The 24,165-nt window shown below is 55.8% G+C and carries 26 protein-coding genes and 1 tRNA gene; 13 read left to right on the forward strand and 14 right to left on the reverse strand.

Annotated features, from left to right (window positions below; all coding sequences use genetic code 11):
• Window positions 1-16 precede the first annotated feature (16 nt).
• On the reverse strand, window positions 17-937 hold the full coding sequence (locus VFA76_10750; GenBank protein HZR32315.1) for a TerC family protein: 921 nt from the start codon (window positions 935-937) through the stop codon (window positions 17-19).
• Between the two features lie 178 nt (window positions 938-1,115).
• Here VFA76_10750 and VFA76_10755 point away from each other — a divergent pair, with 178 nt between their 5' ends.
• On the forward strand, window positions 1,116-1,934 hold the full coding sequence (locus VFA76_10755; protein HZR32316.1) for a DUF2231 domain-containing protein: 819 nt from the start codon (window positions 1,116-1,118) through the stop codon (window positions 1,932-1,934).
• Between the two features lie 32 nt (window positions 1,935-1,966).
• Here the strand turns inward: VFA76_10755 and VFA76_10760 are convergent, their stop codons facing one another.
• The gene (locus VFA76_10760) at window positions 1,967-2,131 is read right to left on the reverse strand and encodes a hypothetical protein (GenBank protein HZR32317.1); all 165 of its coding nucleotides are present in this window, start codon (window positions 2,129-2,131) and stop codon (window positions 1,967-1,969) included.
• A 239-nt stretch (window positions 2,132-2,370) separates the two neighbouring features.
• On the opposite strand from VFA76_10760, the gene VFA76_10765 reads away from it, so the two are divergent.
• Window positions 2,371-3,873 carry an ATP-binding protein gene (locus VFA76_10765; GenBank protein ID HZR32318.1) on the forward strand — a complete coding sequence of 501 codons (1,503 nt, stop codon included), beginning with the start codon at window positions 2,371-2,373 and terminating at the stop codon, window positions 3,871-3,873.
• A gap of 13 nt (window positions 3,874-3,886) precedes the next feature.
• Here the strand turns inward: VFA76_10765 and VFA76_10770 are convergent, their stop codons facing one another.
• Genes VFA76_10770 through VFA76_10780 form a run of 3 tightly spaced genes read right to left on the reverse strand, consistent with a single transcriptional unit; the run spans window position 3,887 to window position 5,962 of the window.
• Window positions 3,887-4,861 (reverse strand): M28 family peptidase, encoded by a 975-nt coding sequence (locus VFA76_10770; GenBank protein ID HZR32319.1) that lies wholly within the window; start codon window positions 4,859-4,861, stop codon window positions 3,887-3,889.
• Window positions 4,858-5,604 carry a twin-arginine translocase subunit TatC gene (gene tatC / locus VFA76_10775; protein HZR32320.1) on the reverse strand — a complete coding sequence of 249 codons (747 nt, stop codon included), beginning with the start codon at window positions 5,602-5,604 and terminating at the stop codon, window positions 4,858-4,860. The genes VFA76_10770 and tatC overlap by 4 nt, the downstream gene beginning before the upstream one ends.
• Before the next feature lie 52 nt (window positions 5,605-5,656).
• Window positions 5,657-5,962 carry a twin-arginine translocase TatA/TatE family subunit gene (locus VFA76_10780; protein HZR32321.1) on the reverse strand — a complete coding sequence of 102 codons (306 nt, stop codon included), beginning with the start codon at window positions 5,960-5,962 and terminating at the stop codon, window positions 5,657-5,659.
• 305 nt (window positions 5,963-6,267) lie between these two features.
• Between VFA76_10780 and VFA76_10785 the strand changes: the two genes are divergently transcribed.
• Both VFA76_10785 and VFA76_10790 read left to right on the forward strand, forming a co-directional pair.
• On the forward strand, window positions 6,268-7,863 hold the full coding sequence (locus VFA76_10785; GenBank protein ID HZR32322.1) for a S41 family peptidase: 1,596 nt from the start codon (window positions 6,268-6,270) through the stop codon (window positions 7,861-7,863).
• 388 nt (window positions 7,864-8,251) lie between these two features.
• Window positions 8,252-8,419: a Flp family type IVb pilin gene (locus tag VFA76_10790; GenBank protein HZR32323.1), complete on the forward strand. Its 168-nt coding sequence runs from the start codon at window positions 8,252-8,254 to the stop codon at window positions 8,417-8,419.
• A gap of 114 nt (window positions 8,420-8,533) precedes the next feature.
• Here the strand turns inward: VFA76_10790 and VFA76_10795 are convergent, their stop codons facing one another.
• The 7 genes from VFA76_10795 to VFA76_10825 form a co-directional block, all read right to left on the reverse strand.
• Window positions 8,534-8,923 carry a hypothetical protein gene (locus VFA76_10795; GenBank protein HZR32324.1) on the reverse strand — a complete coding sequence of 130 codons (390 nt, stop codon included), beginning with the start codon at window positions 8,921-8,923 and terminating at the stop codon, window positions 8,534-8,536.
• A gap of 26 nt (window positions 8,924-8,949) precedes the next feature.
• Window positions 8,950-9,381: a response regulator gene (locus VFA76_10800; GenBank protein HZR32325.1), complete on the reverse strand. Its 432-nt coding sequence runs from the start codon at window positions 9,379-9,381 to the stop codon at window positions 8,950-8,952.
• Between the two features lie 25 nt (window positions 9,382-9,406).
• Window positions 9,407-9,814 (reverse strand): response regulator, encoded by a 408-nt coding sequence (locus tag VFA76_10805; GenBank protein HZR32326.1) that lies wholly within the window; start codon window positions 9,812-9,814, stop codon window positions 9,407-9,409.
• A 463-nt stretch (window positions 9,815-10,277) separates the two neighbouring features.
• Window positions 10,278-10,739 carry a hypothetical protein gene (locus VFA76_10810; GenBank protein ID HZR32327.1) on the reverse strand — a complete coding sequence of 154 codons (462 nt, stop codon included), beginning with the start codon at window positions 10,737-10,739 and terminating at the stop codon, window positions 10,278-10,280.
• Window positions 10,740-10,779: 40 nt separating this feature from the next.
• Window positions 10,780-11,103, reverse strand: coding sequence for a hypothetical protein (locus VFA76_10815; GenBank protein ID HZR32328.1), 324 nt, complete (start codon window positions 11,101-11,103; stop codon window positions 10,780-10,782).
• A gap of 251 nt (window positions 11,104-11,354) precedes the next feature.
• The gene (locus tag VFA76_10820; GenBank protein ID HZR32329.1) at window positions 11,355-13,295 is read right to left on the reverse strand and encodes a hypothetical protein; all 1,941 of its coding nucleotides are present in this window, start codon (window positions 13,293-13,295) and stop codon (window positions 11,355-11,357) included.
• 246 nt (window positions 13,296-13,541) lie between these two features.
• Window positions 13,542-13,617, reverse strand: a tRNA-Ala gene (locus tag VFA76_10825).
• A 105-nt stretch (window positions 13,618-13,722) separates the two neighbouring features.
• On the opposite strand from VFA76_10825, the gene ribA reads away from it, so the two are divergent.
• Complete coding sequence (gene ribA, locus VFA76_10830; GenBank protein ID HZR32330.1) at window positions 13,723-14,337, forward strand: GTP cyclohydrolase II; 615 nt, start codon at window positions 13,723-13,725, stop codon at window positions 14,335-14,337.
• On the opposite strand, the gene VFA76_10835 is transcribed toward ribA, so the two are convergent.
• Window positions 14,324-15,217: a DUF2520 domain-containing protein gene (locus VFA76_10835; protein ID HZR32331.1), complete on the reverse strand. Its 894-nt coding sequence runs from the start codon at window positions 15,215-15,217 to the stop codon at window positions 14,324-14,326. The two genes, ribA and VFA76_10835, sit on opposite strands and share 14 nt — an antisense overlap.
• 38 nt (window positions 15,218-15,255) lie before the next feature.
• Here VFA76_10835 and VFA76_10840 point away from each other — a divergent pair, with 38 nt between their 5' ends.
• The 4 genes from VFA76_10840 (at window position 15,256) to VFA76_10855 (ending at window position 18,828) form a co-directional block, all read left to right on the forward strand.
• Entirely contained in the window at window positions 15,256-15,861 is a 606-nt protein-coding gene (locus VFA76_10840) for an NUDIX hydrolase (protein HZR32332.1), read from the forward strand.
• A gap of 212 nt (window positions 15,862-16,073) precedes the next feature.
• On the forward strand, window positions 16,074-16,283 hold the full coding sequence (locus tag VFA76_10845; protein HZR32333.1) for a cold shock domain-containing protein: 210 nt from the start codon (window positions 16,074-16,076) through the stop codon (window positions 16,281-16,283).
• Between the two features lie 147 nt (window positions 16,284-16,430).
• Window positions 16,431-18,176, forward strand: a complete 1,746-nt coding sequence (polX, locus tag VFA76_10850; protein HZR32334.1) for a DNA polymerase/3'-5' exonuclease PolX — start codon at window positions 16,431-16,433, stop codon at window positions 18,174-18,176.
• Between the two features lie 61 nt (window positions 18,177-18,237).
• Window positions 18,238-18,828 (forward strand): hypothetical protein, encoded by a 591-nt coding sequence (locus VFA76_10855; GenBank protein HZR32335.1) that lies wholly within the window; start codon window positions 18,238-18,240, stop codon window positions 18,826-18,828.
• Window positions 18,829-18,879: 51 nt separating this feature from the next.
• On the opposite strand, the gene VFA76_10860 is transcribed toward VFA76_10855, so the two are convergent.
• The gene (locus VFA76_10860; protein HZR32336.1) at window positions 18,880-19,764 is read right to left on the reverse strand and encodes a hypothetical protein; all 885 of its coding nucleotides are present in this window, start codon (window positions 19,762-19,764) and stop codon (window positions 18,880-18,882) included.
• Window positions 19,765-20,049: 285 nt separating this feature from the next.
• Between VFA76_10860 and VFA76_10865 the strand changes: the two genes are divergently transcribed.
• From VFA76_10865 to VFA76_10880, 4 genes are all read left to right on the forward strand, one after another.
• Window positions 20,050-20,586, forward strand: coding sequence for a hypothetical protein (locus tag VFA76_10865; protein HZR32337.1), 537 nt, complete (start codon window positions 20,050-20,052; stop codon window positions 20,584-20,586).
• 192 nt (window positions 20,587-20,778) lie between these two features.
• Entirely contained in the window at window positions 20,779-21,420 is a 642-nt protein-coding gene (locus VFA76_10870; GenBank protein ID HZR32338.1) for a class D sortase, read from the forward strand.
• 105 nt (window positions 21,421-21,525) lie between these two features.
• Window positions 21,526-22,596: a glycine oxidase ThiO gene (gene thiO / locus VFA76_10875; GenBank protein HZR32339.1), complete on the forward strand. Its 1,071-nt coding sequence runs from the start codon at window positions 21,526-21,528 to the stop codon at window positions 22,594-22,596.
• A gap of 114 nt (window positions 22,597-22,710) precedes the next feature.
• Window positions 22,711-24,090, forward strand: coding sequence for a dipeptidase (locus VFA76_10880; protein HZR32340.1), 1,380 nt, complete (start codon window positions 22,711-22,713; stop codon window positions 24,088-24,090).
• Window positions 24,091-24,165 lie beyond the last annotated feature (75 nt).

Below are 24,165 nucleotides of genomic sequence, written 5' to 3' on the forward strand. Positions count from 1 at the left end.
ATGGTATCCGAGTTTCCTACTCGGCTTTTTTGCGATGCTGCGGGAACAGGAGCGATGCGGCAATCGAAAGCGCCAGAACACCGGCTACCACCCCCAAGGCGAGTTCTGTCGAAAGGGGGTAATGATGCGATACCAGCATCTTTCCCCCAATGAACACAAGAATTACTGCCAGACCGTAATGTAAGTAATGGAAAGCTTCCATCATTCCTGCCAAAGCAAAGTAAAGCGACCGCAGCCCGAGGATTGCAAAGGCGTTGGAGGTGTAGACGATAAAGGGGTCACGGGTGACGGCCAGCACCGCGGGAATGGAGTCAACCGCAAAGATCAGGTCAGTCGTCTCTACTACCACCAAGACCAAAAATAGGGGCGTGACATACAGCCCATGGCGGCGGACAAAGAATCTTCCCTCGGGCGACTCCTTAGTGACTGGCAACCAGCGGCGGACTGCGCGCACCACCGGATTGCCTTCGGGATGGATTTCCATTTCTTTTTGCCGGAAAAGCCGGATCCCGGTAAACACCAGGAATGCCCCAAAAACGTAGATGATCCACTGGAACCGCTGGATCAGGCTCACGCCCACCAGTATGAAAACGGCGCGCATGATCAGCGCTCCGATAATTCCCCAGAAGAGCACCCGATGCTGCTGCGGACCGGGAACATGGAAATAGCGGAATATCAGCAGGAAGATAAACAGGTTATCCACACTTAGCGACTGCTCGATGATGTAGCCGGTAATGAATTCCAGGCTCGATGTTCGGCCATGCCAAAAATAGACCAGCACGGCGAAACACGCCGCCAGCGCCATCCAGACGGCGCTCCAGGCAAACGCCTCGCGAAAGCGAATGGTATGGGCCCGGCGGTGGAAGACCCCCAGATCAAGGCCCAGCATCACCACCACAAAGAGGTTGAACAGGACCCAAAAGAGCAGGTTATTCAATGGTCCCCATCTAGCCGCAATTTTGTCCGATGCGGCGGGCACCAGAATACTAGAGGAGCCGGAGCGATCCTGCCTATCGCGGGCGATAGAGAAAAATTCCCACCTGGGACGGCACACCGTCGAGCACACGCGTCTATGTTAGGGAGCGGCAACACTGATCTGGAATCCGGAGATTTTCATGCGATCACGTGCTCAAATTCGATCCCACCCGATTCATCCCATGTTGGTTAGCCTTCCTATAGGGCTGTGGGTGGCCAGTTTCGTTTTCGACATCCTTGCGGTCACGCGAGTTGACGCTTCCTTCGCAGCAGCCGGCTTTTACGCAATCATTGGTGGCTGCATCGGGGCGGCATTAGCGGCGGTTCCTGGGGTGATTGATTTATTTACGGTTGTGCCACCGCGGTCCAGCGCCAAAACTCGTGGCTACTTGCACGGCGGATTGAATGTCCTGGCCCTGGCCGTGTTCATCACGGTAGCAGCTATCCGGGGCGGTCCGGCCGCGATGCCGCCGAATTCTTCCCTCTTGCTGTCCGGGCTCGGCGTGATTCTGCTGGGAGCTTCCGGTTGGCTGGGCGGAACTCTCGTATATCGTAATCAGATTGGCGTGGACCATCTCTACGCGAATGCTGGAGCGCTGAAAGAACGGACGCTCCGCGGTTGGGACCAGCCGGTGTGCAATCAGGGTGAGCTTTCCGATGGTCAGATGATGCTGGCACGGGTTGGGGACCTGCGGGTGGTGGTGGGCCGGTGCAGTGACGGGGTTTTTGGATTCGAAGACCATTGCACGCACAAGGGTGGCCCGCTCTCCGATGGCGCCCTGGTGGGCTGCACCGTGCAGTGTCCGTGGCACGGCTCGCAATTTGACATCAAGACCGGGAGAGTAGTGGCAGGTCCCGCTAAGAAAAAGATTGAAATCTACCCAATTGAAATACGCAACGGCGAAGTGTACGTGTCTCCCCATCGCCCACAACAGCCGGGGCGCAAGGAAGCCGCCTGAATTTTCGTGTCCCTGCCGATTCGGACTTGGCTTCAGGCAGCGTGCGGCTTGGGAGAGGTAGCAGTCGCAGATGTAGTCTTCGCCTTCGGAACCTGCGCCTCGATCCTGGTGGGCGGGTGCAATCGCATCTGGCGACGTAGTTGCGTCAGAATCACATCAGGAGTTTGATACGGGGGATTCTTTGTCTCTTGCCTCATGGCGCGCCTCGCTTGTTCCCATTTTGGCTCTCGAGGCAAAATTTGACAAGGATTTTCGAGAGCTGCTGGCCTGAACAGTTGCCGCATCCAGAAGCCCAGAGCTATCCCCGAACCGGCCAGAAATAAGCTTTCGTTCGAAGAATATTTCCTTCAACAATCTTTACCATTGACGGCTAAGCTGCTGTTCATGTTACGCTTGACGACACGTTTCTGGTTTTCCCCAAAGAAGAGTTAGAAGAATGCCCCCTTCGCGCCGGCGGAAAATTACCAAGATCATCCGCTACCTCGTAGTTGTCCTTCTGACCACGGCCGCACTCCTGCTGGCTGCGTTCATGCCTGACCAGCAAATCCAGCCCTTGTTCTTCCTGTACTTAGGGGCTGCTATGGTCGCGGGCTGGTACGGCGGTTGGAAGTCCGGCATGCTGATCACCTGTCTTGCAGGGCTGGGACTCTTTTACCTGCTGATTCCTGCTACCCCGAGAAGCGCTTTTCAGAGCACGGAAGAGTTCATCCGTTTCACTATCTTCGCGGCAACTGCCTTGCTCGCGTGTTGGGGCTTGGCGGGCTTGCATTTTTCGCAAGTGGCCCTGCGCAGCACCAATCAGAAACTCGATCGCGCGGTGGGAACTCTGGAGACGCTGATTGAGACCATGCCCATGGGAGTGGTAGCCGTGGAAGCGGAGACTGGGCGCGTTACGCTGGCTAATAGTGAAGCCGCCAGCTTAGCTGGGGTCTCGCCCAATCTGCATTTCGATTGCGGAGCAGACGTGCTCGCATCCGCACCTGAGAGCCCAGCACGCGTGGCCATGTTTCGTTCACTCGACACCGGCGAGGCAGTGGACAACGTCGAGTTCGCGGTAAAGACCAAGGCCGGTGCGGAGAAGGTCGTCCTGCTGGGCACGGCGCCGATCCGGGCTACAAATGGAGATGTGGTGGGAGCGGTGGCCACCTTCAGAGACATTACCGCCTTAAAGCGCGCCGAGCGCTCGCTGATGGTGAACGAGAAACTGGCCGCGACGGGCAGACTAGCGGCGGCCATTGCACACGAGATCAATAATCCGATATCGGCGGTTATAAATCTGCTTTTCCTGCTGCAAGCAAAGACGCTTGATCCCACCTCTCGCGGCATGGTGGAAGTGGCCCAGCAGGAGATGATGCGAATGGGCCACATAGTAAAGCAGATGCTGGCCTTCTATCGGGAATCAAGTTCTCCGGTTGCGCTGCGGGTCTCCCAGATGATGAACGATCTGCTTTCTCTTTACTCCGGCAACATCCAGGAGCGCAACATTACCGTTGAAACCGACTACAGATTCGGCGGAGAAATAGAAGCCTATTCCGGCGAACTAAGACAGGTACTCTCCAACCTGATTACCAATGCCGTGGAAGCCATTCCCAACGGTGGCCGGATTCGCGTGCGTGTCAGCGCCTCAAACTTGTGGGACCGTTTCGGTACTCCGGCAGTGCGTATCACGATTGCCGATACCGGCACGGGAATAAAACCCGAACATCGAGACTCAATCTTTGAGCCATTTTTCACTACCAAGGCTGACAAGGGGACGGGGCTCGGACTGTGGGTCACGCATGGCATCGTGCGCAAGCAGGGTGGAAGCATCCGGGTTCATAGCCGCACCCAGCCGGGTAATAGCGGGAGCTGCTTCGGCGTTTTTCTTCCGATTCAAGCGGTGCAGAAGAAGCTGGTATCACCAGTTCAGCGCGCCTCCAGCGCCCAGTCTGCCATCTGAGCTCTGCAGCACGCTACTTGCGCAGATCTAAAAGCCGCACAGTCTTCAAGATCACGTCGCCCACGATTCCCAAACTCTGCGGGCTTAACTTATCCAGCGTGTCCTCGTTGGAGTGCCAGTAGACATTTCCGTATCCGTAGTCGAAATCGATTAGATCGGCGACGGGCACACCAATACGGGCAAAAGGCTGGTGATCATCGGTGACTGCGTTGGCACGGCCAAAGAAGTGGGATTGATATCCCAGTTCGGTAGCTGCTTTGTAAACCAAGTCTTCCAACCATGGAGTGGAGTTCTGGTCGCGATCAATATTCAGGTCCTTATCGCCAACCATGTCAGCCAGCAAAAAGCCTTTGATCCGGGATGCCGTGCCGTCCTTTTTCCATTTCTCAGCAAGATGGCGGCTGCCGTAGGTGCTGTCCGTGTCTGACCATTCCTTGATGGCTTCTTCGCCATCGAACCACACCAGCCAGACGCTTCTGCCGTCCCGTTTCTGGGGAGAGCGCAACTGGTCTGCAATCGCCAGCAGCAGGCCGGTGCTGGAGCCGCCATCATTCGCGCCGACGAAATTCTTTTTGGAGTAAAGGGTGTCGTAATGGCCAGCGATTACGATGATGCCCTCCTCCGTACCCGGAAACTTCGCAATGAAGTTGCGCATCGGGAAATTGCCGGCGGGCGTGGAATCGGTGAATGCATCTTCTTCCAAATTGTCTAACTTCAGATGTGACCGCAGGAACTCTTCTGTTTTTTTATGCCCGGCACTGCCGAGATATCGCGGGCCGAATTCCACCACCTGGCGGGTGTACTGCATGGCCTTTTCAGGGTTAACCTGGGGAGCCGCCTTGGTTTCGGGTGCACCTGGCTCTTTGACGTCCAACCTAGACGTTGCCGGAGTTTGGAGTTGTGACTGGGATTTGCAGGCCATTGAAATCAGGAGCAGGACGAAAATGCCCAGCTGCCGGAAGTTTGCGGAAGTCTTATAACCGATCATGGCTTCGCCGCTGCTTCACGGCGCGCACGCCTGCGAGTGGGATGGACCAGCCAGGCCACGGCGATGCTGAGGACATACAACCCGACCATCGGCGCGGCAAAGATGCACATGTTGAGAATGTCAGTCGTGGGCGTCAGAATCGCGGCGATGATGAATATCACCAGGATTGAATAGCGCAGGTTGCGCCACATCCAACCGGCAGTGACCATGCCCATCAGCGACAGAAAGAACACCATGATCGGCATCTCGAAGATAGCGCCCAAGCCAATGATGATGGTTAAAAAAAGGTCGGTGTATTCGCTGATCGTTATCATGGGCTGGAACTGTTTGTCGTAGCCGATCAGAAAATTCAGCGCCTGCGGATACACAATTTCGTACCCAAAATAGCCACCCGCCACGAATAAAAAAATCGTTGAAAACATGAAGGGCATGACGTATCGCTTTTCGTTTCGGTATAACCCCGGCGATATGAACATCCATACCTGGTAAAGCACGTAGGGCGACGCAACAAACAATCCCGCCAGCAATCCGACCTTGATGTGAATGTTAAAGGTGTCTGTAGGATTTAAATAAACGAGCTTATCGGGAAGGTGATTGCGCTCGAGCGCCAGCATGATGGGCCGCTGCATAAGCGCCAGAATACGGTCCGCATACCAAAAGCAGGCGAAGAAGCCCACGGCCACGCCGAGCAACGAGTAAATGATGCGCTTTCGCAGCTCCTCCAAATGCTCGAGGAAGCTCATGCTGGACATCTCCTCGTTTTGGAAACGTCCAGACAGAGGCGATACGTCTGAATCAGGCATCTGGGGCCTTGACGGGTGGCATTATTTCCGGCTCGGGAACGGATTCAACGTGAGCCAAGCCATCCCCGCTGGCCACCGTTCCCGGTGGAGGTTCTACGGGAGAGGTGGAATGGAGGTTGGTTTCAACTTCCAGGTTGTTGATTTCGGTTTCAATCTGCGCCTTGAACTCGTTGCTGGCACGCTTGAACTCGGCCAGGGCGCGGCCAATCTGTCGTCCAATCTCCGGCATCTTTTTAGGACCGAAAATGATCAGCGCCAGCACGAAAATGAAGATCATTTCGGAAAGACCGAGGTTCATAAGCGAAGATTTTACCAGTTCTAAGTTGGTAGTTCCGAGGTTCCAGCACCGAGTAAGTTCAAAATTGGCTCGGAGCCTCGGTCCCTCCACCCCTTCCGCGCGCTCCAAATTTTGTGGCCTGCATGGGCGCTAGCGCATCTTAAGTAGTTGTAGAACTTGGGCGTAGGTACCCGGCTGATAACGTCTTTAAGGGTCACGGTTTGCGGATTTCGGCCTTGTGGCAGCATGGTATACTGCGATTAAGTTTCGACTTGGTCTGCCTAACCAAGTCGCACTAATCCATCCCCAAGCTAAAGGATTTCAAGATGGTACGTGGCGCTCGCCGGTCTTTGTTCCTGATCACGCTTATTCTCATTGCCTGCGGTTTTCTGGGCGTTCTCTTCGGCCAAAAGGTTGGAACCGCTACCTCCGGCAGCGACGGTGACATGCGCGATGGCTTGCGCGCGTTTAGCGACGTGTATGACGTGGTGGAGCAGAATTACGCTGAGCCAGTCAATGCCGATAAGGCGATCTACAATGGCGCCATTCCGGGCATGCTTCACGCCCTGGATCCCCATTCCAACTTCTTTGATCCCAAGTCCTACTCTCTTCTGCGCGAGGAGCAGCGTGGCAAATACTACGGCGTAGGAATGACGGTAGGCCCGCGAAACAACAAAGTAATCGTCATCGCCCCATTTGTGGGGACACCTGCTTACCGCGCCGGCATTCACCCGGGAGACGTGATCATTGCGGTTGACGGCAAGCCCACGGACAACCTGAGCACCACCGATGTCGCCGAAATGCTCAAAGGACCCAAAGGCACGACGGTGCACATTACCGTTCTACGGGAAGGCAGCGACAAGCCGCTCGACTTTTCCATCGTGCGGGATGAGATTCCGCGGTACAGCGTTGATTTGCACTTCCTGATTCGCCCCGGGATCGGGTACATGCACGTTTCTGGTTTCCAGGAAACTACGGAGCACGAAGTTGCGCAGGCATTAGACGAATTCGGCGATCTTAAAGGCTTAGTGCTTGATTTGCGTCAGAATCCCGGCGGACTGTTGAGCGAAGGGGTTGGCGTCGCAGACAAGTTCCTGCGCAAGGGCCAGGTGATCGTTTCGCATCGCGGACGCTCCAGCCCGGAGAAGGTCTATCGCGCCACTCACGGTAATGCAGGCAAGGATTACCCCCTGGTAGTACTGGTGAACCGCGGAACCGCCTCGGCGGCAGAAATCGTTGCCGGCGCAATCCAGGACCATGATCGAGGTTTGATTGCCGGCCAAACTACGTTTGGCAAGGGCCTGGTGCAAACGGTTTATCCGCTTTCCGAGAACACCGGTCTGGCGCTCACTACCGCAAAGTACTACACGCCTAGTGGACGCCTCATTCAGCGCGAATACAACGGTGTCTCCCTGTACGACTATTACTACAATCGTGAGAATGAGGAACCCAATTCCAGCCACGAGGTCAAGCTGACCGATAGCGGCCGCACAGTTTACGGCGGGGGTGGAATTGCGCCAGACGTTAAGATTCCACCGTTGAAAGGCAATCGGTTCCAAGACACGCTGTTGCAACATTATGCATTTTTCAACTTCGCCAAGCACTACACCTTGACTCATCATCCCACCAAGAGTTTTGAGGTGGATGACCAGGTGCTGCAGGACTTCCGCCGGTTCCTCGAGCAAGAACACGTGGCCTTCACCGAGGCCGAACTGACAGAGAACCACGATTGGGTGCGCTCCAACATCAAGAGCGAAATCTTTATTGACGCTTTTGGTCAGGAAGAAGGGCTAAAAGTCCGCGCTGAAAGCGATCCTGAAGTGGTTAAGGGACTGGATCTTCTCCCCCAAGCAAAGCAACTTGCCGACAATGCCAAACACGTAGTGGCAGAGCGAAATGCCGCTCACGTCTTGAACCGCTAGTTGGCGCTTCCTAAAAGATCCAAGGCCCGCATTTGCGGGCCTTTTGCTTTCCCTCGAAAAGAGAAATCTTTTGCACATTCGCCGAGATTAGATCGAGTCCCTGCAGAAAACTGATCGATTCTCCGGTCACCCCCTCCGGTTAAACATACTGTTTACTTATATTTAAGGTGCGCTGACATGGCTATTCACGGCAATGATCCAGCAAAAGCTGCAGCCAGAGGTGGCCACGAACTTGCAAATCTACGAGGGTGATCGCACCCTCGAGGCGAGGTAGGATCTCTGTTTGACTTGCCTATACCCTCATGGGAAAATGCGCAAACTCACCTCCTAGCCGGCATTTAACGCTCGTTCGATGACGGTTAGCAGACTTTCAGGCAAGGAGTGGTAGATGAACGAACTTATCCGCAGGATGTGGTCCGATGAGAGCGGGCAGGACATCGCCGAGTATGCTGTGATGTTGGCTGTGATCCTGGTAATCGTGATCGGTACCATTCAGTTGATCGGCACCAAATCGAACACTGTCTTCTCTCAGGTCGCCAGCACTCTAGGCACATAGACCTTCAAACTTTATTAAGCTTCAAAGACCGCCTTCTCGGATCGGCTCGCCCCAGACGCGGCGAGCCGAACCTATTCCACGGCCGGTCCGACCGCACTTTTACTTGTCGAACTTCTATTGCAAAGTGGTGCTAGTGTTTCGTTGCGGTCGCGATATGTCCGCAACAATCGCTTTCACTAGTTCAGAGGGAGTATTGGATTGTTGGTAGACCTGGGTGATGCCATTGTTGATGGCCGCCTGGAAGGTAAGCACATCTGGTTCGCCAGGGGTTAGCACAGCTACGAAAGCGCGTGGGAAGACCAGATGCACCACTCCGGCCAGCGGCCAGCCATCCCCACCTTCGCCTAAACGCGACGAAACGATTGCTAGCTCGAAGTAATGCTGGGTGATGGCCATTAATGCTGTTGGTAGATCGCGCGCTACAACGCAGACGTAACCCTGGGCAGCCAGTGCCGACTGCATCCCCGACAATGCAGTGAGGTCCGAGTGAACGATCAGGGCCATTTTGCTCGGTTTAGCTCCCGCCGGATTCAAAGTCGCACCCCCGTTTCGCGTTTGCGGGCCAGGAGCCGATTCACCGCCGGGACTAATTCCTCAAGGTTGACCGGCTTGGTAGCCAGATAATCCACGTGGATTTGCAGCGCGACTCTCGAATTCGAAGTGCTGGCGTAGCCAGTACAGATCACGGTAACCGGAGCCGGACTTAGACCCTTGGCAGCGCGCGCCACATCCAACCCTATATCCGGTTTCTCCATATTAAGGTCGGTAACCACGGCGTCGAATTTGTGACCATCCTGGAGTAATTCCAGCGCCTCGGAGCTGCTGTGCGCGGTGGTGACAGTATATCCTTCGTCCTGGAACACCATGCTCAGCGTGCGAGCAATGTTGACTTCATCGTCAACGATCAGGACTGAGGGCTTATCGGCCAATGCCATGGCGGGGTGACTCTGAACCAGCAGCATACCTTACATTAGATTCCTGAGCAGCTCAAGAAGCTGCCATCGCCAGGTTGTTGGCGCGGCGCGCTACCAGCCGAAAGAGGGCGGCCTTCATTTCATCAACATCTACCGGTTTCAACGCAAGATAGTCTACCTTCAGGGCAAGGGCAGCTCGTAACTGCTCAATTGATGGGTAGCCGGTGTAGAGCACCACGGCTGGCGGGATGGGGAGGCTTTTCGCCTCCTGGGCGAGTTCCAGTCCGAGACCCTCGCGCTCCAGATTCAAATCAATGACTGCGGCATCGTAGCTGTGCTCTTTGAGCAGCTTGCGAGCCGCTGCGCCTCTGCCGACTGCAGTCACCAGGTATCCCTCTTCCTCTAAAATAAGTTTAAAGGTGAAAAGAATACCTGCGTCATCGTCAACCAGCAGGACTAACCCGAGTTTGGAGGACTCCATGGAATTCATGCTGGGGATTTGGTCCCTGTGGTAGTTGCGGGTGGGATGTGCCACTGCCAAAAACGGGTTGCATCTGGAGTCAACAGCGTTGTCTTTCGGCAACGGCTACTTTGCTTAACCACTAGCAGCAACCGAACGGCCGACGGCCTGTTTGGCGCGCTTCTCGTATCGCTGCCAGAGCTGCAGCCACCCAGGTAATCGCAACAGCCATAACCAGAGCGGAAATAAGCCACCTCCACGTAAGGTATTAGAGGCATGCCGTAGCGGGCGTGTTGGCAGGCCCGGCGATAATAGGCCATTTAGGCAGCACGGAAGAGAAAATTTAAGATCGCGAGTTGCTGTTTTCGTCCTGCCAAGCCGGCTTCGACGTGGTGGACCGGGCGAATTTGGTGGAGCTAGTCGGGATCACCCAGTACCGGCGAAGGTCGGCCTCGGGCACGATGCTGCGCAGATAGTGCGGAGTTCACCAGATAAGGGTGACGTTCCCATCTCGGTTCCCACCCGCCCCATTGTGGACTACGAAAGTGTCGGGACTGGCCACCCTGATATCAACCACGTGACCAAAATCAATGTAGAGGATATGGGTGCCAGCAACGCCGCTGAAGCCCTGGGTAATCGTAGATTTCAACGTCGATTCCAGCCCCGTCCATTCTAGGAATGAAGCCGGAACATGTATCATGCTGACTTGGCCCACACCTCGAACGCCAGAGGTGTTGCAAACGCCCATAACTAGCACCGGCCGGCTCGTTGCGGGTGTGATGGCCGCACTATCGGTGTTAGGGGCGAGGTTATAAGTGAGAACGGCCGCGTTGGCCACGGTAGTATACGCGTGTATCCCGGGCACCACGATTGCAAGGGTCAAGGTAACAACTACTACAGACAGGAGCAGGCTTACCATACGAGAAACTGCACTGTGACTATTCATTTGTTCGTCCTCTCTATAAAGGCCTTGAAGATGGTCTTGTTCAAAGGCGAATTGTGCTGCGTGTGGGCGATTTGGTTAACACATATTGAACATGCCTTATAAGGACACGGCGATAGCAAATGCCGAGTCCGACTGCGCCGCCTAAGGTCAACAAAACCGAGAGCAACTGCATTCGTCGTTCATGCGCGACGAGAGCGGCGGGATCGATGGGTTTTCCTGAGGCGAGCAGCGACGGGGGAATTACAAAGACGTTGTTTTTGACTTTCAGTCGTGGTGCCATGGCCTGAACGACGATTCCCAAGCCAAAGATTACCCAGCATAAAACCACCAGAATCCGCCGCGGCCTGCGTGCGACCTCGAGCATGGTTCACCGCAACAGTTCTTCCCTTGGTCCAGTATCCTCAGAAAGAAACCTAGTGCGTGGCGGAAGATATATTGAGATTTCCGGGGAGTCAATGGGCAAAATCACGGTAGAAGTTCCTTGCGGACGTAGTGAAAATCCTTGCACATGTGCAGCGGCCAGTGCCAGCCCCGCCAATTTAAGCGTTACCCTCTACGGTGCCGGAGAATCAATGCCCTCATAGGTATCGTCGGACAGAATGCCCATGCAAAAGTTCAGTACACAAAGATCATGAAACTTACGCCATATGAGTCATCCCCATCATTTGCGTCGTACGTGACGACATCAACCGCATTGACATCAGCGTCGGGGAAAACGAAATTTGCGCCCATATTGTTGGGAGCGGCATTACCGGGACCATAGTGAGGAGTGAGAGAGATAAAACGATCATTGACGGGAAATCCGAAATTGACTCTAAACACTCCATTCGTCGAGCTAGTCGCGGTGAACCCGCAGGGGGGAGCGGAGGCCGCGCTGCCGGCGATAAATGAATTGAAACAGCGAAAAATTCCACCACCACTCCCTACGTATGCCATGGCTTTTACCCAGCCACCTTTGTCGCGATTTTGCGTTACGTTTCCGGCCGCGGACATCGCAAACCCGTTGGCGCTGTCCCCCTTTACTCCTGTGCCGTCCGCGCTGACCCCAATCACGCCGAAGCCATTGGCATCGTTGGTACCGTACACTCCGCCATTATTCACGTCATGCGAGACACCGTACACGGCGTGAAATTTGTGGCTCTCGCCCACTATTCCGGCGTTCAATTCACTGAAACCGTACACTCCCTGGAACTGAAGGCTTTCGCCCCAAACCCCACGCCCATTGAGGGTACTAATGCCGTGCACGGCGTCACCCGGGCTCTCAACCTGCAGCCGGTTGGAGTTTGGAAACACGAAATTACCGCCAATTTGCACATTGCCAGCATCACTGATCCCGAAGTCGTAGATGGCCTGACTGCCTGTCGTGCCCGGGTCGGCCGTGGTGCGGAAGATCAAGAATCCACCATTGGTGTGACCCATCCCGAACCGCATAGTGGCATCGTTGGTTTGCCATCCCAGCGCCGAGCCATTCGGCAACTCCACAGAGCCCAGCCAGCCATTGGTCGTCCATGCCGGCCCGCCAGCGAGACCAAGCCGGTGCTTCGGAGTGGTAGTTCCGATACCGACGTTCCCATTACCCAACACTCCCACTTTCTCCACACCATTGCTACGCAGGCTGAGGATCTTGCCGCCTGCCGTGTTGTTGAAGACCCCGGCGATTCCAACAGGGCTGGCGTTTGTTCCATACAATCCGATATTTGATCCAGCGGTTGCTTTGCTCTCTCCCAACAGCCCGATGCCGCCAGCTCCAGTGGCTGTGGCCTGAACACCAACTCCTGAGCTCCCTGAGGCAAGTCCTCGCATGCCTCTGCCGCTTACCGTGGAGCTATCGCCACGAACTCCGTAACCAACCCCCGCGGCTGTGCTGGTGTTTAGCCCGTACACTCCAATGCCGGCGGCGCCGGGAGTTTTGCTGACTACGCCGTTTCCGGTGCCGGTTTGTGTCACTCCGACTATTTGGTCGGCAGTGGCGCCGCTGAAATTGGTCGGGCCCGAAGCTACTGCGGCCGCCCCGGCAGCCGATGACTTGGTGTTCGATTTTGTGCGAGCGTTCGGCTGAACTTGAGCTTTCACCTCCTGCCGAACCTGCTCTTTCAACGTCTCGGTAGAGACGAATTGCGATGCAGGTTTTCCCGCAAGAGTCTCCGCCTCCTGCGCCTTCAACGCGTAGGGAACGCTTACCAGGAGGACCCGTGGCTGCTCCTCCTGTCCTTCCACCCGAATGCCCAGCCACTGCGCTTCACCGGTTGTAAACAATTCGATCGGAACTCCGTCACTCTTCGTGGCTCCGAGCAGCACATTGTAGCGGCCACTTGCGTCCATGGGTACATTCTGCGTCTCCTGCCAGAGCGCAGCTCCACCCGATTGATCTTTGTAGAGAGCGAATGTGACTCCTGCCGTAGCGCTCAGCGGTTTGCCCTCAGTGCTGCGCAGCACGCCGCCAAAGCGAATCAGTCTGGGAACAATGACCGTGGACTTCGGAGATGGCTTCTGTTGGGCGGATGCCGAGCAAATCACAAGCATGGCCAACATCAAAGTTGACACGGTCTTTGCCATATTGTGGCTCCTGGGGGGGCGAAGTGAATAGGTTTTAAGCGGAAACAAAAGGCATGCCCCGAGAATTGGTCGGGAATTCTGATCTAGGTCAACCTGGATGTCAAGCCCGTTGCGGCTTTGAATGGATCCCGGCGGCCATCACGTTCGGTTTCGGTGCTGCAACCAAAGCAGTTGCCACCCAATTCTGTTCCATCCTGTTCCAAGAATCCGTCGGCTTGCTGGGATGCGTGTAAGTGATTGGAAACATGGTGGAGCTAGTCGGGATCGAACCGACGACCTCATCGTTGCGAACGATGCGCTCTCCCAGCTGAGCTATAGCCCCACAGCGCAAAAGTCCTGCGGCGCAGGCGAGTATTTCAATTCTAACAAGCCGGCTGGGGAACGCCAACGACCGTGCGGCAGCCACACCACCACATATAATGGTGTTGTGAGCTCACTGGTTCGCAAGATCGCAGAGGCTGACTTCCCCACCCGCTGGGGCAAGTTCCGCATTTTCGGATTTGAAGGCGAGTTTTCTGAAAAGAAAGGTGAGCGCAAGGAAGAGGCAGTCGCGCTGGCGATGGGCGACATCCTGTCGGCGCCACCGCTGGTACGCATACACTCCCAGTGCCTGACCGGTGATGTGTTCGGCTCCCTACGCTGCGATTGCCGCCAGCAACTCGAAATGGGGCTAGCAATGATCGGTTCGGCTGGAGCCGGCGTGCTGATTTACGAGCAGCAGGAGGGCCGTGGCATCGGACTGATGGCCAAGCTGCAGGCTTACGAACTTCAGGATTCCGGACTGGATACCGTTGAAGCCAACGAACGCCTCGGTTTTAAAGCCGATCATCGTGAGTTTGCCTTGCCTGCCGAGATCCTCAAGAAACTGGGTATTGCCGAGGTGAGGCTCCTATCTAACAATCCGGACAAAGTTGCCGCCCTCGAGGCGGCCGGTATCAAAGTGGTTGAAAGAGTTCCTTGTGAGGTCGAAGCGCACTCCGCCTCAGAAAATTACCTGAAGACGAAGAAAGAAAAGCTCGGGCACCTGTTCACTTCCCGCTGAGCAGTTGTCGCAAGTCTGCCCGGTTGCGGACCGGCAGAGTGCGTAACGCAGCGCGCGCCAGCGCGAGGTAAACCTCCTCAGCGCCAGGTACTCGCGCGAGCGCCCGCAGATTAAGCCGGACCGTCGCCACATCACCACGCACCAATGGACCGCTAAATGAGGCGGCCGGACCACGCTCTACATAATTGCGCAGGGTCTGGCGTAGAATCGGCTCCATCTTCTTGCGTGCAGAGTTTCGTCCAGCAGTTCCCTTCCCCATGCCCGCTGCCCCTCCCACCTGTTCAGCCAGTGCCAGCAACGCCACGACTAACGGCGAGGCAAACGCGCCCCAGGCATGGTAAAGCGGCTTGTCTTTCGCTTTGACGCTAAACGCATTCCCGCCGAGCTTTCGGACAATCTTTCTCGCCACCCTCGCCGCTCTGGGATCACCTTCGATGGCGAACGGCACTCCGGCTAGTTTTTGTGTGGATGCTGAGTTACCAGCCGCCGCGGCGAACGTCATCAGCGGGTGGACGGAGGCAACACCCGTGCCTTTTCGCTGCAGCGGCGCCAGTTCCTTCGCTGCAAGAGCGCCGCTGGAATGAAAAGCTACTTTGTCTTTCCAGGCTACGTCACGACGTTGTGCGAGTAGTCGGGAGAGATCAGCAATAGCGCCGTCAGGAACGCACAACCAGATTACGTCGGCATCCAAACTGGGTTTGTCGACTGGAACCGCAGTGGCGCTAACTCTGCGGGCCAAGTCCTGGGCAAGACGCTTGGAACCGCTGGTCTCGCGAAAAATAATTTCAGTAATTCGGTAACCCGCATTGCGCAGCGCGAGAGCGAGCGCGCGTCCCAGATTTCCCGGTCCCACAATTGCGATTCGTGGCGTGCCTGGCACGCGGGCAGCATAGCAAGGAGGCCGCTACAGCGCCAAGCATGGCAGGCTGTTATATTTTTCGGATGGGCAAGGGCAGGTCGTCAGCAACAAAGTCGTCCACAAAAAATCAAGTGCGCGTGCTCTCCTCACGAGTGATATTCAAAGGTCCGGCTTTCACAGTACACAGCGACCGAATTCGGGAACCCAGCGGAGTAACCGTCCGTCGCGATATAGTGCGCCACACTGGCTCGGCGGTAATCATGCCGGTGGATGATTCCGGACGCGAACTGCGAGTCTTGCTCGCCCGCCAGTATCGCTACGCGGCAGGAAGATATTTGTGGGAATTCCCTGCTGGACGAATTGATCCCGGCGAGACAGCCCTGGCTGCCGCGAAACGCGAACTGCTGGAAGAAACTGGCTACACTGCCCAGGACTGGCAGCGCGCACTGTTCTTCTATGCCAGCCCTGGATTTTCCGACGAGACAATGGCTGTCTTTCTGGCGCGAGGGTTAAAACGCGGCAAGGCTAAACCGGAAGAGGACGAGCGCATCCGCAAGCGACTATTTCCACTCTCAGCTGCCCTACGGATGGTGCAGCGCGGCCGCATCCCGGACGGCAAGACCATCGCCGGCGTATTGTGGCTTGCCTGCAACCATCTCTGCTGAAAACCGCTCTGCTACTGGCTTTTCGTATGTACCATCTTGACAACAGAGCTGAAAAAGCCGCAGAATAATTCCAATCCCTCAATCAGGATCGCAGGTCCAGTCGAAGTCGAAGTTCCTCCATTCCGAACCAGACGCTGGACACACGTCCCTGTCCCGAGGCCCCAACTGTTCCCCAGAAGGGGACGAGAAAGCTGTTTTTGGAGGACGAGCAAGTGGCACGCATAAAAGGCGTAGTGAAGTGGTTCAACAATGCCAAGGGTTTCGGCTTTATCGGCCGAGACGATGGAGCGGATGTATTCGTGCACTACAGCGCGATCAGCTCCGAAGGTTACAAGAGCCTGCAGGAGGGCGATCAAGTGGAATTTGAGATCGTTCAGGGCCAAAAGGGACCCCAGGCGGGCGAGGTCGTAAAACTTTCATAGTCAGTTTAGTTAAATTAAATTTGTAGCCCAGCCTGCGCCAGGCTGGGTTTTCTTTTGGCATATTCAGTGTCGCCGCGAATTCGGCGATGACGGCGGCGATAGCGATACAATTCTTTTCTGCCCTGATCTGACAAGAAACACACTCGCATGGACAACAAAGCAATAGCTGGGGTTCTTTACGAGACCGCCGACCTAATGGAAATCAACGGCGATGATTCCTTCCGTATCCGGTCTTATCGGAATGCCGCGCAAGCTATCGAGAGCCAGTCGCAACAGCTTGAACAGCTCACCTCTGACCCCAAGAAGCTGATGGAAATTCCTGGCATTGGAAAGCGCATGGCGGAGAACATCCAGGAAATCTGCCGCGAGGGCAAGCTCAAGCTTCACACTGAACTTCTGGAGAAGTATCGTCCCTCCATGCTGGAACTGCTTAGGATTCAGGGCCTGGGACCGAAAACTATTGCGCTGATCTGGAGCGCGTACAAGGTCTGCGATCTGGCGGGAGTGGAGAAACTGGCGCGCGAGGGCAAGCTGCAGGAACTGCCGCGCATGGGCGAGAAGCAAGAAAAGAAAATTCTGAAGTCAATTGAAGACTACCGTCGGATTGCCGGACGGTTCTGCCTGGATGACGCAGATCAGATCGCGCAAGACATGATTCAGCACCTCGCCGGTTTGGAAGGCGTGGACAAGGTAACTCCGGCAGGATCATTGCGGCGGGGGCGAGAAACAGTGGGCGACCTTGACATTCTGGTGACTGGAAAATGTTGCAACAACGACAAACAGCGCTCTGCCGTGATTGATCAGATTGTGCGTTTTCCAGGGATCTTGGAGGTAATCGCGCGCGGAGAGAACAAAGTCAGCTTTCGTCTGCGTGGCGGCATGCAGGTGGATGTGCGTCTGCTCCTGCCTGAGTCGTTCGGCGCTGCCATGCAATATTTCACCGGCTCCAAGTCGCACAACGTGGCGCTGCGCCAGCGCGCTCTCAAAATGGGGTTCACCCTGAGTGAATACGGACTGGACACTTTGGAAGGCAGCAAGCGCGTCGCCGGTAAGACTGAAGACGAGATTTACGCTAAGCTCAAGCTCGATTGCATCCCGCCGGAACTGCGGGAGAATTGCGGTGAAATTGAGGCTGCTGCTGAGCACAAATTGCCGGTCTTGATTTCGGTTGAAGATTTGCAGGGCGATGTGCACATGCACACCGTGGAGACTGACGGCCGAAACACCATCGAAGAGATGGCCCAGGCGGCGGGCTCACGAGGATACAAATACATGGCCATTACCGACCATTCCAAGAATTTAGCCTTCGCTAATGGCCTGGACGACAAGCGCGCTTCTGAGCACATCCGCAAGATCCGCAACGCAAACAAGGACATCGAAGGCATCACAGTCTTCGCGGGAATCGAAGTGGATATCCTGGCGGATGGCGAACTGGACCTTTCAGATTCGGTGCTGGCGGAAATGGACTTAGTGATCGGCAGCGTGCACTCCGCCTTCAATCAGGAACCCGCGCAGATGACCGACCGGTTGCTTCGCGCACTCAGCAATCCGCACATCTCAATCGTGGGTCACCCCACCGGCCGCATCCTGTTGCGCCGCGACGCGTACCAATTCGACATGGAGGCGGTCCTGCAGGCTGCCGCGAAGAACAAAGTTGCCATGGAGCTGAATGCGTATCCCGACCGGCTCGATCTAAACGATCACAATTTGCGGCTGGCCAAGCAGCGGGGTGTGAAAATTGTCATCAATACCGATTCTCACCGCACCACGCATTTGGCGAAGATCAAGTATGGAGTCCTGCAGGCGCGGCGGGCGTGGCTGACCAAGGATGATGTACTCAATACTCTGCCGCCGGAAAAGTTCGCCAAAGCTATGAAGCGCCAGGCTGCATAGATGGGCGAAGATACACAACCCCTGCCACTCTGGGATAATCTTTCTAGCAGAGAGGCTGCTTATGCCTGACCAGAACGCCGCACCTAACGCGAGTCCCAGGCCGCCGGCAACTCCACGCGCAGTTAGCGAGGACATACCTACCCTGAGCGAGGAGTTCGACAATCCGAAATGGACCTTGCCTCCTGCCAAGGTACTTGTGATCGCAATTCTGGCTTTGGGGATTGTGGTGGCGGCAGCGATGTGGCTGCTGCGTTACAAGCCGGCCGGGGCAGGCAGCATTGACAACGTCGCTTCTGTGGAATTGGGAGACAAGGCCAGCGTGCTAGTGGCCATCACTTTCACTGTTCAGAACACCAGCGACAAGATGTTGTACGTGCACGGGGTCTCTGCGCTACTGAAGACTGACAAGGGCGACTTTCCCGACACGGGTGCCAGCGCAGTGGACTATGATCGGTACTTTCAAGCCTATCCCTCGTTGAAACAGAATGCCTTGCCAGCCTTATTGGCTGAGACCAAAATCCCTGCGGGCGCGCAGGCAAGGGGTACGGTGGTGGTGAGTTTTCCCGTCAACCAGGATGCCTTCGAACATCGCAAATCGATCAGCGTGCTCGTGGACCCCTACGACCAACGACCGGTAGTAATCACCAAATGAGTTGGATGGAAGAATTTCAGGAATGGCGTATCACTCCGCCATTCCCGAGAGCTACTGTGCGCCTTGCGGGGTCTGGCTCAACACCGGCCGGGGAGCACTCTTGGGTGTGCTCAAATAACCGGCAATCCTGTTTTTGTCCACCGTCCACACCACAACTTCGTAGAGCATGTGCTCGCGACCGCTGTAAAACTGTATCGGCTCGTTGATGGTGCGGTCTTTCTTTTCGATCATCCGGTCATCCGACAACACGTTCAGGGTGAACTTCCCCTTCTTGGCGTCTGCCTTCTTAAGCTGCAGGCTTACCGTTGAAATCGGAGTTGGATTGGCCTTTTTCTGTAACGTAAACTCGTAATAGTTGCGGTCACCCTGATGCTTCAGAGCTTCTAGATCGTCGCGGGTATGGGCGATGAGTCCGCTCTGTACGCCCAAGTCACCGATGGCCCGTTCCAGTTTCTCTTTGGTAGCTTCCAGGTCACTTTTCGCGGCGGCCACCTCTGATTTGACCCCGCCCACGTCGCTCTTGACGCCGGCAACTTCACCGCTCATCTTGCTGAGCTGGTGTTGCTGTTCGGTGGCCAAACGAGCTTCAGAGGCACGCTGCTGCCGTTGCAGGTCGCTGGCCCGCTGCGAGAGCTCTTTCTTTGTCATCCCAAGCTGCGAGGCGAGAGCTTCATTACTGGCCTGCACAGTACTTAAACGCTGATTGAGCTCATGGAGCCCACCGCGTGCGTTCTCATCGGAGTGTTCCAGCCGGTCGAGGCGCGCCTTCATCACGACGATGAAATATCCTGAACCCACGACGTAGGCGATCACCAGGCCTACCAGCATCCATTTCCAGAAGCTCGTGCGCGATTCCGGAGCATCCTGGTACATGTAGCCAGCGTCGCTATCCTGTATTGGGGCATCCTGGCCCTGAACGTCCATTTCATCCGACATAGGTTCGCCTTTCAGGATTAAGTATCGTCATTGTTGAGCAGAAGTTAAAGGGTGTCAATTGTGCCGATAGTTCAATACACTGACGATTTAGGCCAATGGATTGCACAGTACTGTGAGAGATCTTCGATCCCAAAAGAGCCTTTTTCTCCCTAAGCAGCTCGGGCGCAAGACGTTCTCATGCGTGTTTGCGCAAAAGGGTAGGCGGGGGCGGGCGGAAGTGTTTATCCGTTTTTTGGTATCGAGGTGCTCACCTTTGGTGCTTTACGAAAGTGCAAACTCAAACAGATGAATAGGTTCGACAAAGTCGTAGTGCTGGCGCTGCTGGGAATCGTGGCATCTGTCGCCGCGATGCACACTCACGCCAGGGCTGTTACTCGGTCCCAGGAGGGCGCGGGCCTGCCTGGAGAACCGGCCATCCGTATCCTTCAACCTGCGCCAGGTGAAAAGATAACCAGCAATTACGTGGACGTGCGCTTCGAACTGGCTCGCGCGGGGAGCGTGCCCGGAACTCCCAATTTTCAGATTCAACTTGACGACCACGATCCCGTGAAAACCAGTTCTACCGAACAGTCATTTACCGGATTGTTACCGGGTACTCACACCGTCTGGCTTCAGGTAGTAGATGCCAACAACACCCCCCTTGCCGGAACCCAGACCAGCGTTGAGTTCATAGTTCTGCCGCCCAAACCAGATCAGGCGGCCACGAATTCTCCTGCTGGGGGTACACCGGTCACCGATTCCAGCACCTCCTTGCCTTTATTAGCGATAATCGGTTTCGGAGTCCTGGCGGGCGGCATTACCTCGGCCATCCGCGCTCGCTAGTAGTAACCTCGACACATCTTCTAACAGCAGCACTGGTGCGGTACTCTGGAATCTCGCATCTCATAAAATGCCACTTTTTAGTCTGCTGAGGCCGCACGGCCCACCACTCTGGACAGCAAAGAGCAATGAGGCAGGAGAACAACCGGGAGAAGAGAATAATTCTGCCCTGATCTTTGCCGGAGGCGCACAAATTTGGACATCAGAATAGAAAAGCTAAAGCGCTCCTGGCCGATTCTGCTGATCATGGCAGGAACCTTGCTTCTGGTTTACGTGTCCGCGCAGTACGGGCGGATGTACCTGGAGCAACGCCGGTTGGCGGCACGGTTCCACGAGCAACAGCAGCAAGTCGCGGCGTCGCAGGGGTCGCCAAAGAAAATCTCTGCTGAAGAGACACTCACACGCTTATACATTCCCGCCATTAAGCTGGATGCAGTGGTTGTTGAAGGAACCTCGCGGCATCAACTGCTACTCGGCCCCGGCCACATGAAACAAACCCCGGCTCCGGGCGAGAACGGCAATTCGGTGATTACCGCTCATCGAGACACTTTCTTCCGTCACATTTATGAACTGCACAAAGGTGACGTAATCGTCGTGCAGCGCGATGGCAAGGAGTACCACTACGAGGTGATGGGTAAGCGGATAGTTCAACCGGATGACGTTTCTGTGGTCAAAGCTAGCTCTGACGCGGAACTTACGCTGATCACCTGCTACCCGACTTACTATATTGGCCCGGCGCCCGAGCGACTGGTTGTGTTCTCGAAGTTGGCATCCGATTCGCCAGCCACCCCTGCGAAGTCTTCGCAGCAAGCGGCCACGATAGGCGAAGCTAAGTAAGAGTACTGCACGCATCTCTTCCGGTCCTCCAGCCCGCAATACAGACCGCGGCAGCCGCGGCTGCTTTCGACAGTTCCAGATCTGTCCGCATTTACAATTGGCGTCGTGAAGAAGACCTGGGACGTGATTGTCATCGGCGCAGGCGTCATTGGCGTTTCTCTCGCATGGATGTTGCGTAAGGAAGGGGCCGCAGTGCTGATTCTGGAGCGCAACCAGCCGGGACGTGAGGCTTCGCATGCCGCCGCTGGAATGCTCGCCTACTGTGATCCGCACATTCCTAAAGCGGTGCAGCCGTTGATCCGGGCCAGCGCTCGGCTTTATCCCGAATTTGTCCATGAACTGCAGGACGAATCTGGCGAAAACGCCGACTTGCGGAGCGAGGGCGCCATCATTCTCGGCGCGCACGAGAAGTCCCTTTGTCCCGATGTAATCGCATTGGATGCGAAGCGACTGGAAGAACTCGAGCCCCATCTGGCCCATACTCCCCAAAAAGGAGAATTGTGGCCGGAGAAAAGCGTCGATCCTCGCGCTCTTTTTTCGGCAGTGCTGAAGGCTGCGAAACACCGAGGCGTAGATGTCTCGTCAGGTGAGCGAGTCACGGAGGTACTAGTAGAAGACGGGCGTGCCACAGGTGTCTTGACCTCCAAGACACGCTTTGCCGGCAACAAGATGGTGAACTGTGCCGGAGCTTGGGCGACCGAGGTGAAATCACCGGTACGCCCCGTTCCGACCCGGCCTGTGAAAGGGCAGATGCTCAGTCTGGTTTGGCCAGATAGACAGCTTCTACGGCATGTAGTGCGAGCTCCGAATGTGTACTTGGTTCCGCGCAGCGATGGGCGAATTTTCGTGGGTACCACGGTAGAAGACGTCGGATTCGATAAGCGCACCGAGCCGGAGACAATTCAGCGCTTCCACCAGGCTGCTGCCAATCTGATTCCCGAGCTGGGTCAGGCGCGCATGCTGGAAGATTGGGCGGGATTGCGGCCCGGCACCCCCGACGACATGCCTATCCTTGGCGAAACCGAACTTCCCGGATATTTTGTGGCGGCCGGCCATTTTCGCGACGGTATCTTACTGGCGCCAATCACTGCCAAGCTGATGACTCAGCTTTTAACTGGAGAGAAGTCTGAAATTGACATTGCTCCCTTCTCGCCGGCGAGGTTCGGCCTTCGTTAATCCGGAATGAGCGGCGACCAACCCAGCCTTGGCGTCGGTTTCCGGTATACTGACGCACTCGGTAGGTGATTTAAAACGTTTCAGAGAAGTTAGAAGAACAAGGAAAAGGGGCCCATGTCGAGTGCGGCAGTTGATTACGCGCGTCAGAACCAGCAGCGATTTTTGAGCGAACTCAAGGACTTGCTGCGGATCCCGAGTGTAAGTACCCTCCCCGATCATAAAGACGACGTCCGGCGGGCCGCTCAGTTTGTGGCCGATGAGATGAAGCGCATTGGCCTGGAGCATGTGCAAGTTATCTCAACCAGCGGTCATCCTTTGGTTTACGCTGATTGGCTGCACGCGGCAGGCAAGCCCACCGTTCTCTGCTACGGCCACTACGATGTCCAGCCGCCCGATCCCTTGGATGAGTGGAAGTCCCCACCCTTCGATCCCACCGAACGCAATCAGAACCTCTATGCTCGGGGCGCGGTGGACGACAAGGGCCAGATGTACATGCACTTGAAAGCCATCGAGTCGCTGATGAAGACCGGCAATGGCAAGCTGCCGATCAACGTGAGATTGCTCATCGAGGGCGAGGAGGAAGTCGGCGGTGAATCCATCGCGGCCTACGTACGAGATCACCCCGACCGTCTGCGGGCGGACTTTGCTTTGATCTCCGATACGGAAATGTTCGCCCCCGAGACGCCAACCTTGTGTGTCGGTCTACGCGGCATGGTCTATACCGAGGTAGAGGCCACCGGCGCCATGGTTGATCTGCACTCGGGCATGTATGGCGGTGCCGCGCCCAATCCTTTCGAGGCGCTCGCCCGAATTATTTCCAAGCTCAAAGATGAAGACGGCAAGATTCTTATTCCCGGCTTCTACGATCGGGTGCAGAAGCCCAGCGCTGACGAACTTAAAGCCTGGGAGTCGCTGCCCTTCGACGAGGAGCATTATCGGCAGACTGAAGTTGGCTCCAAGGTACTAACCGGGGAACCGGGATATTCAGTCCTCTATCGGACTTGGGCGCGCCCTACCGTGGAAGTACATGGCGAACCGGGAGGGTTTACAGGAGCGGGCGCCAAGACCGTGATACCGGCGCGAGCCTCGGCAAAAATCTCCATGCGCCTGGTTCCCGACCAGCGCCCAGACGAGATATGGAAGCTCTTCAACGACTACGTGCAATCCATTGTGCCTAAAGGGATCACCGTGAGGATCAAGCAGTGGAGCATGGCCGACCCGATCGTGATTCGCACTGACAGCGAGTACGTGAAGGCCGCAGCTCGAGCCATGCACGATGTGTTTAAGAAAGACACGGTTTACATCCGGTCCGGCGGTTCCATCCCCATCGTCGCCGACTTTGAGAAGTCGCTCAAAATTCCTAGCGTGATGATGGGCTTTGGACTTCCCGACGATAACCTTCACGCGCCCAATGAAAAATTCCACATTCCCAATTTTTATCGGGGAATTGAATCCATCATCCGCTTCTTCCAGATTGTCGGCGGAACGTCGTAAAACAACTCGCTCGCTTGAACTAAAACCTGCATTGCCGGGCCTTTGGAAAACTCTCTCCAAACTCCCTTTCCAATT

This window comes from Terriglobales bacterium, assembly GCA_035651655.1.
Classification (GTDB): domain Bacteria; phylum Acidobacteriota; class Terriglobia; order Terriglobales; family Acidobacteriaceae; genus DASRFG01.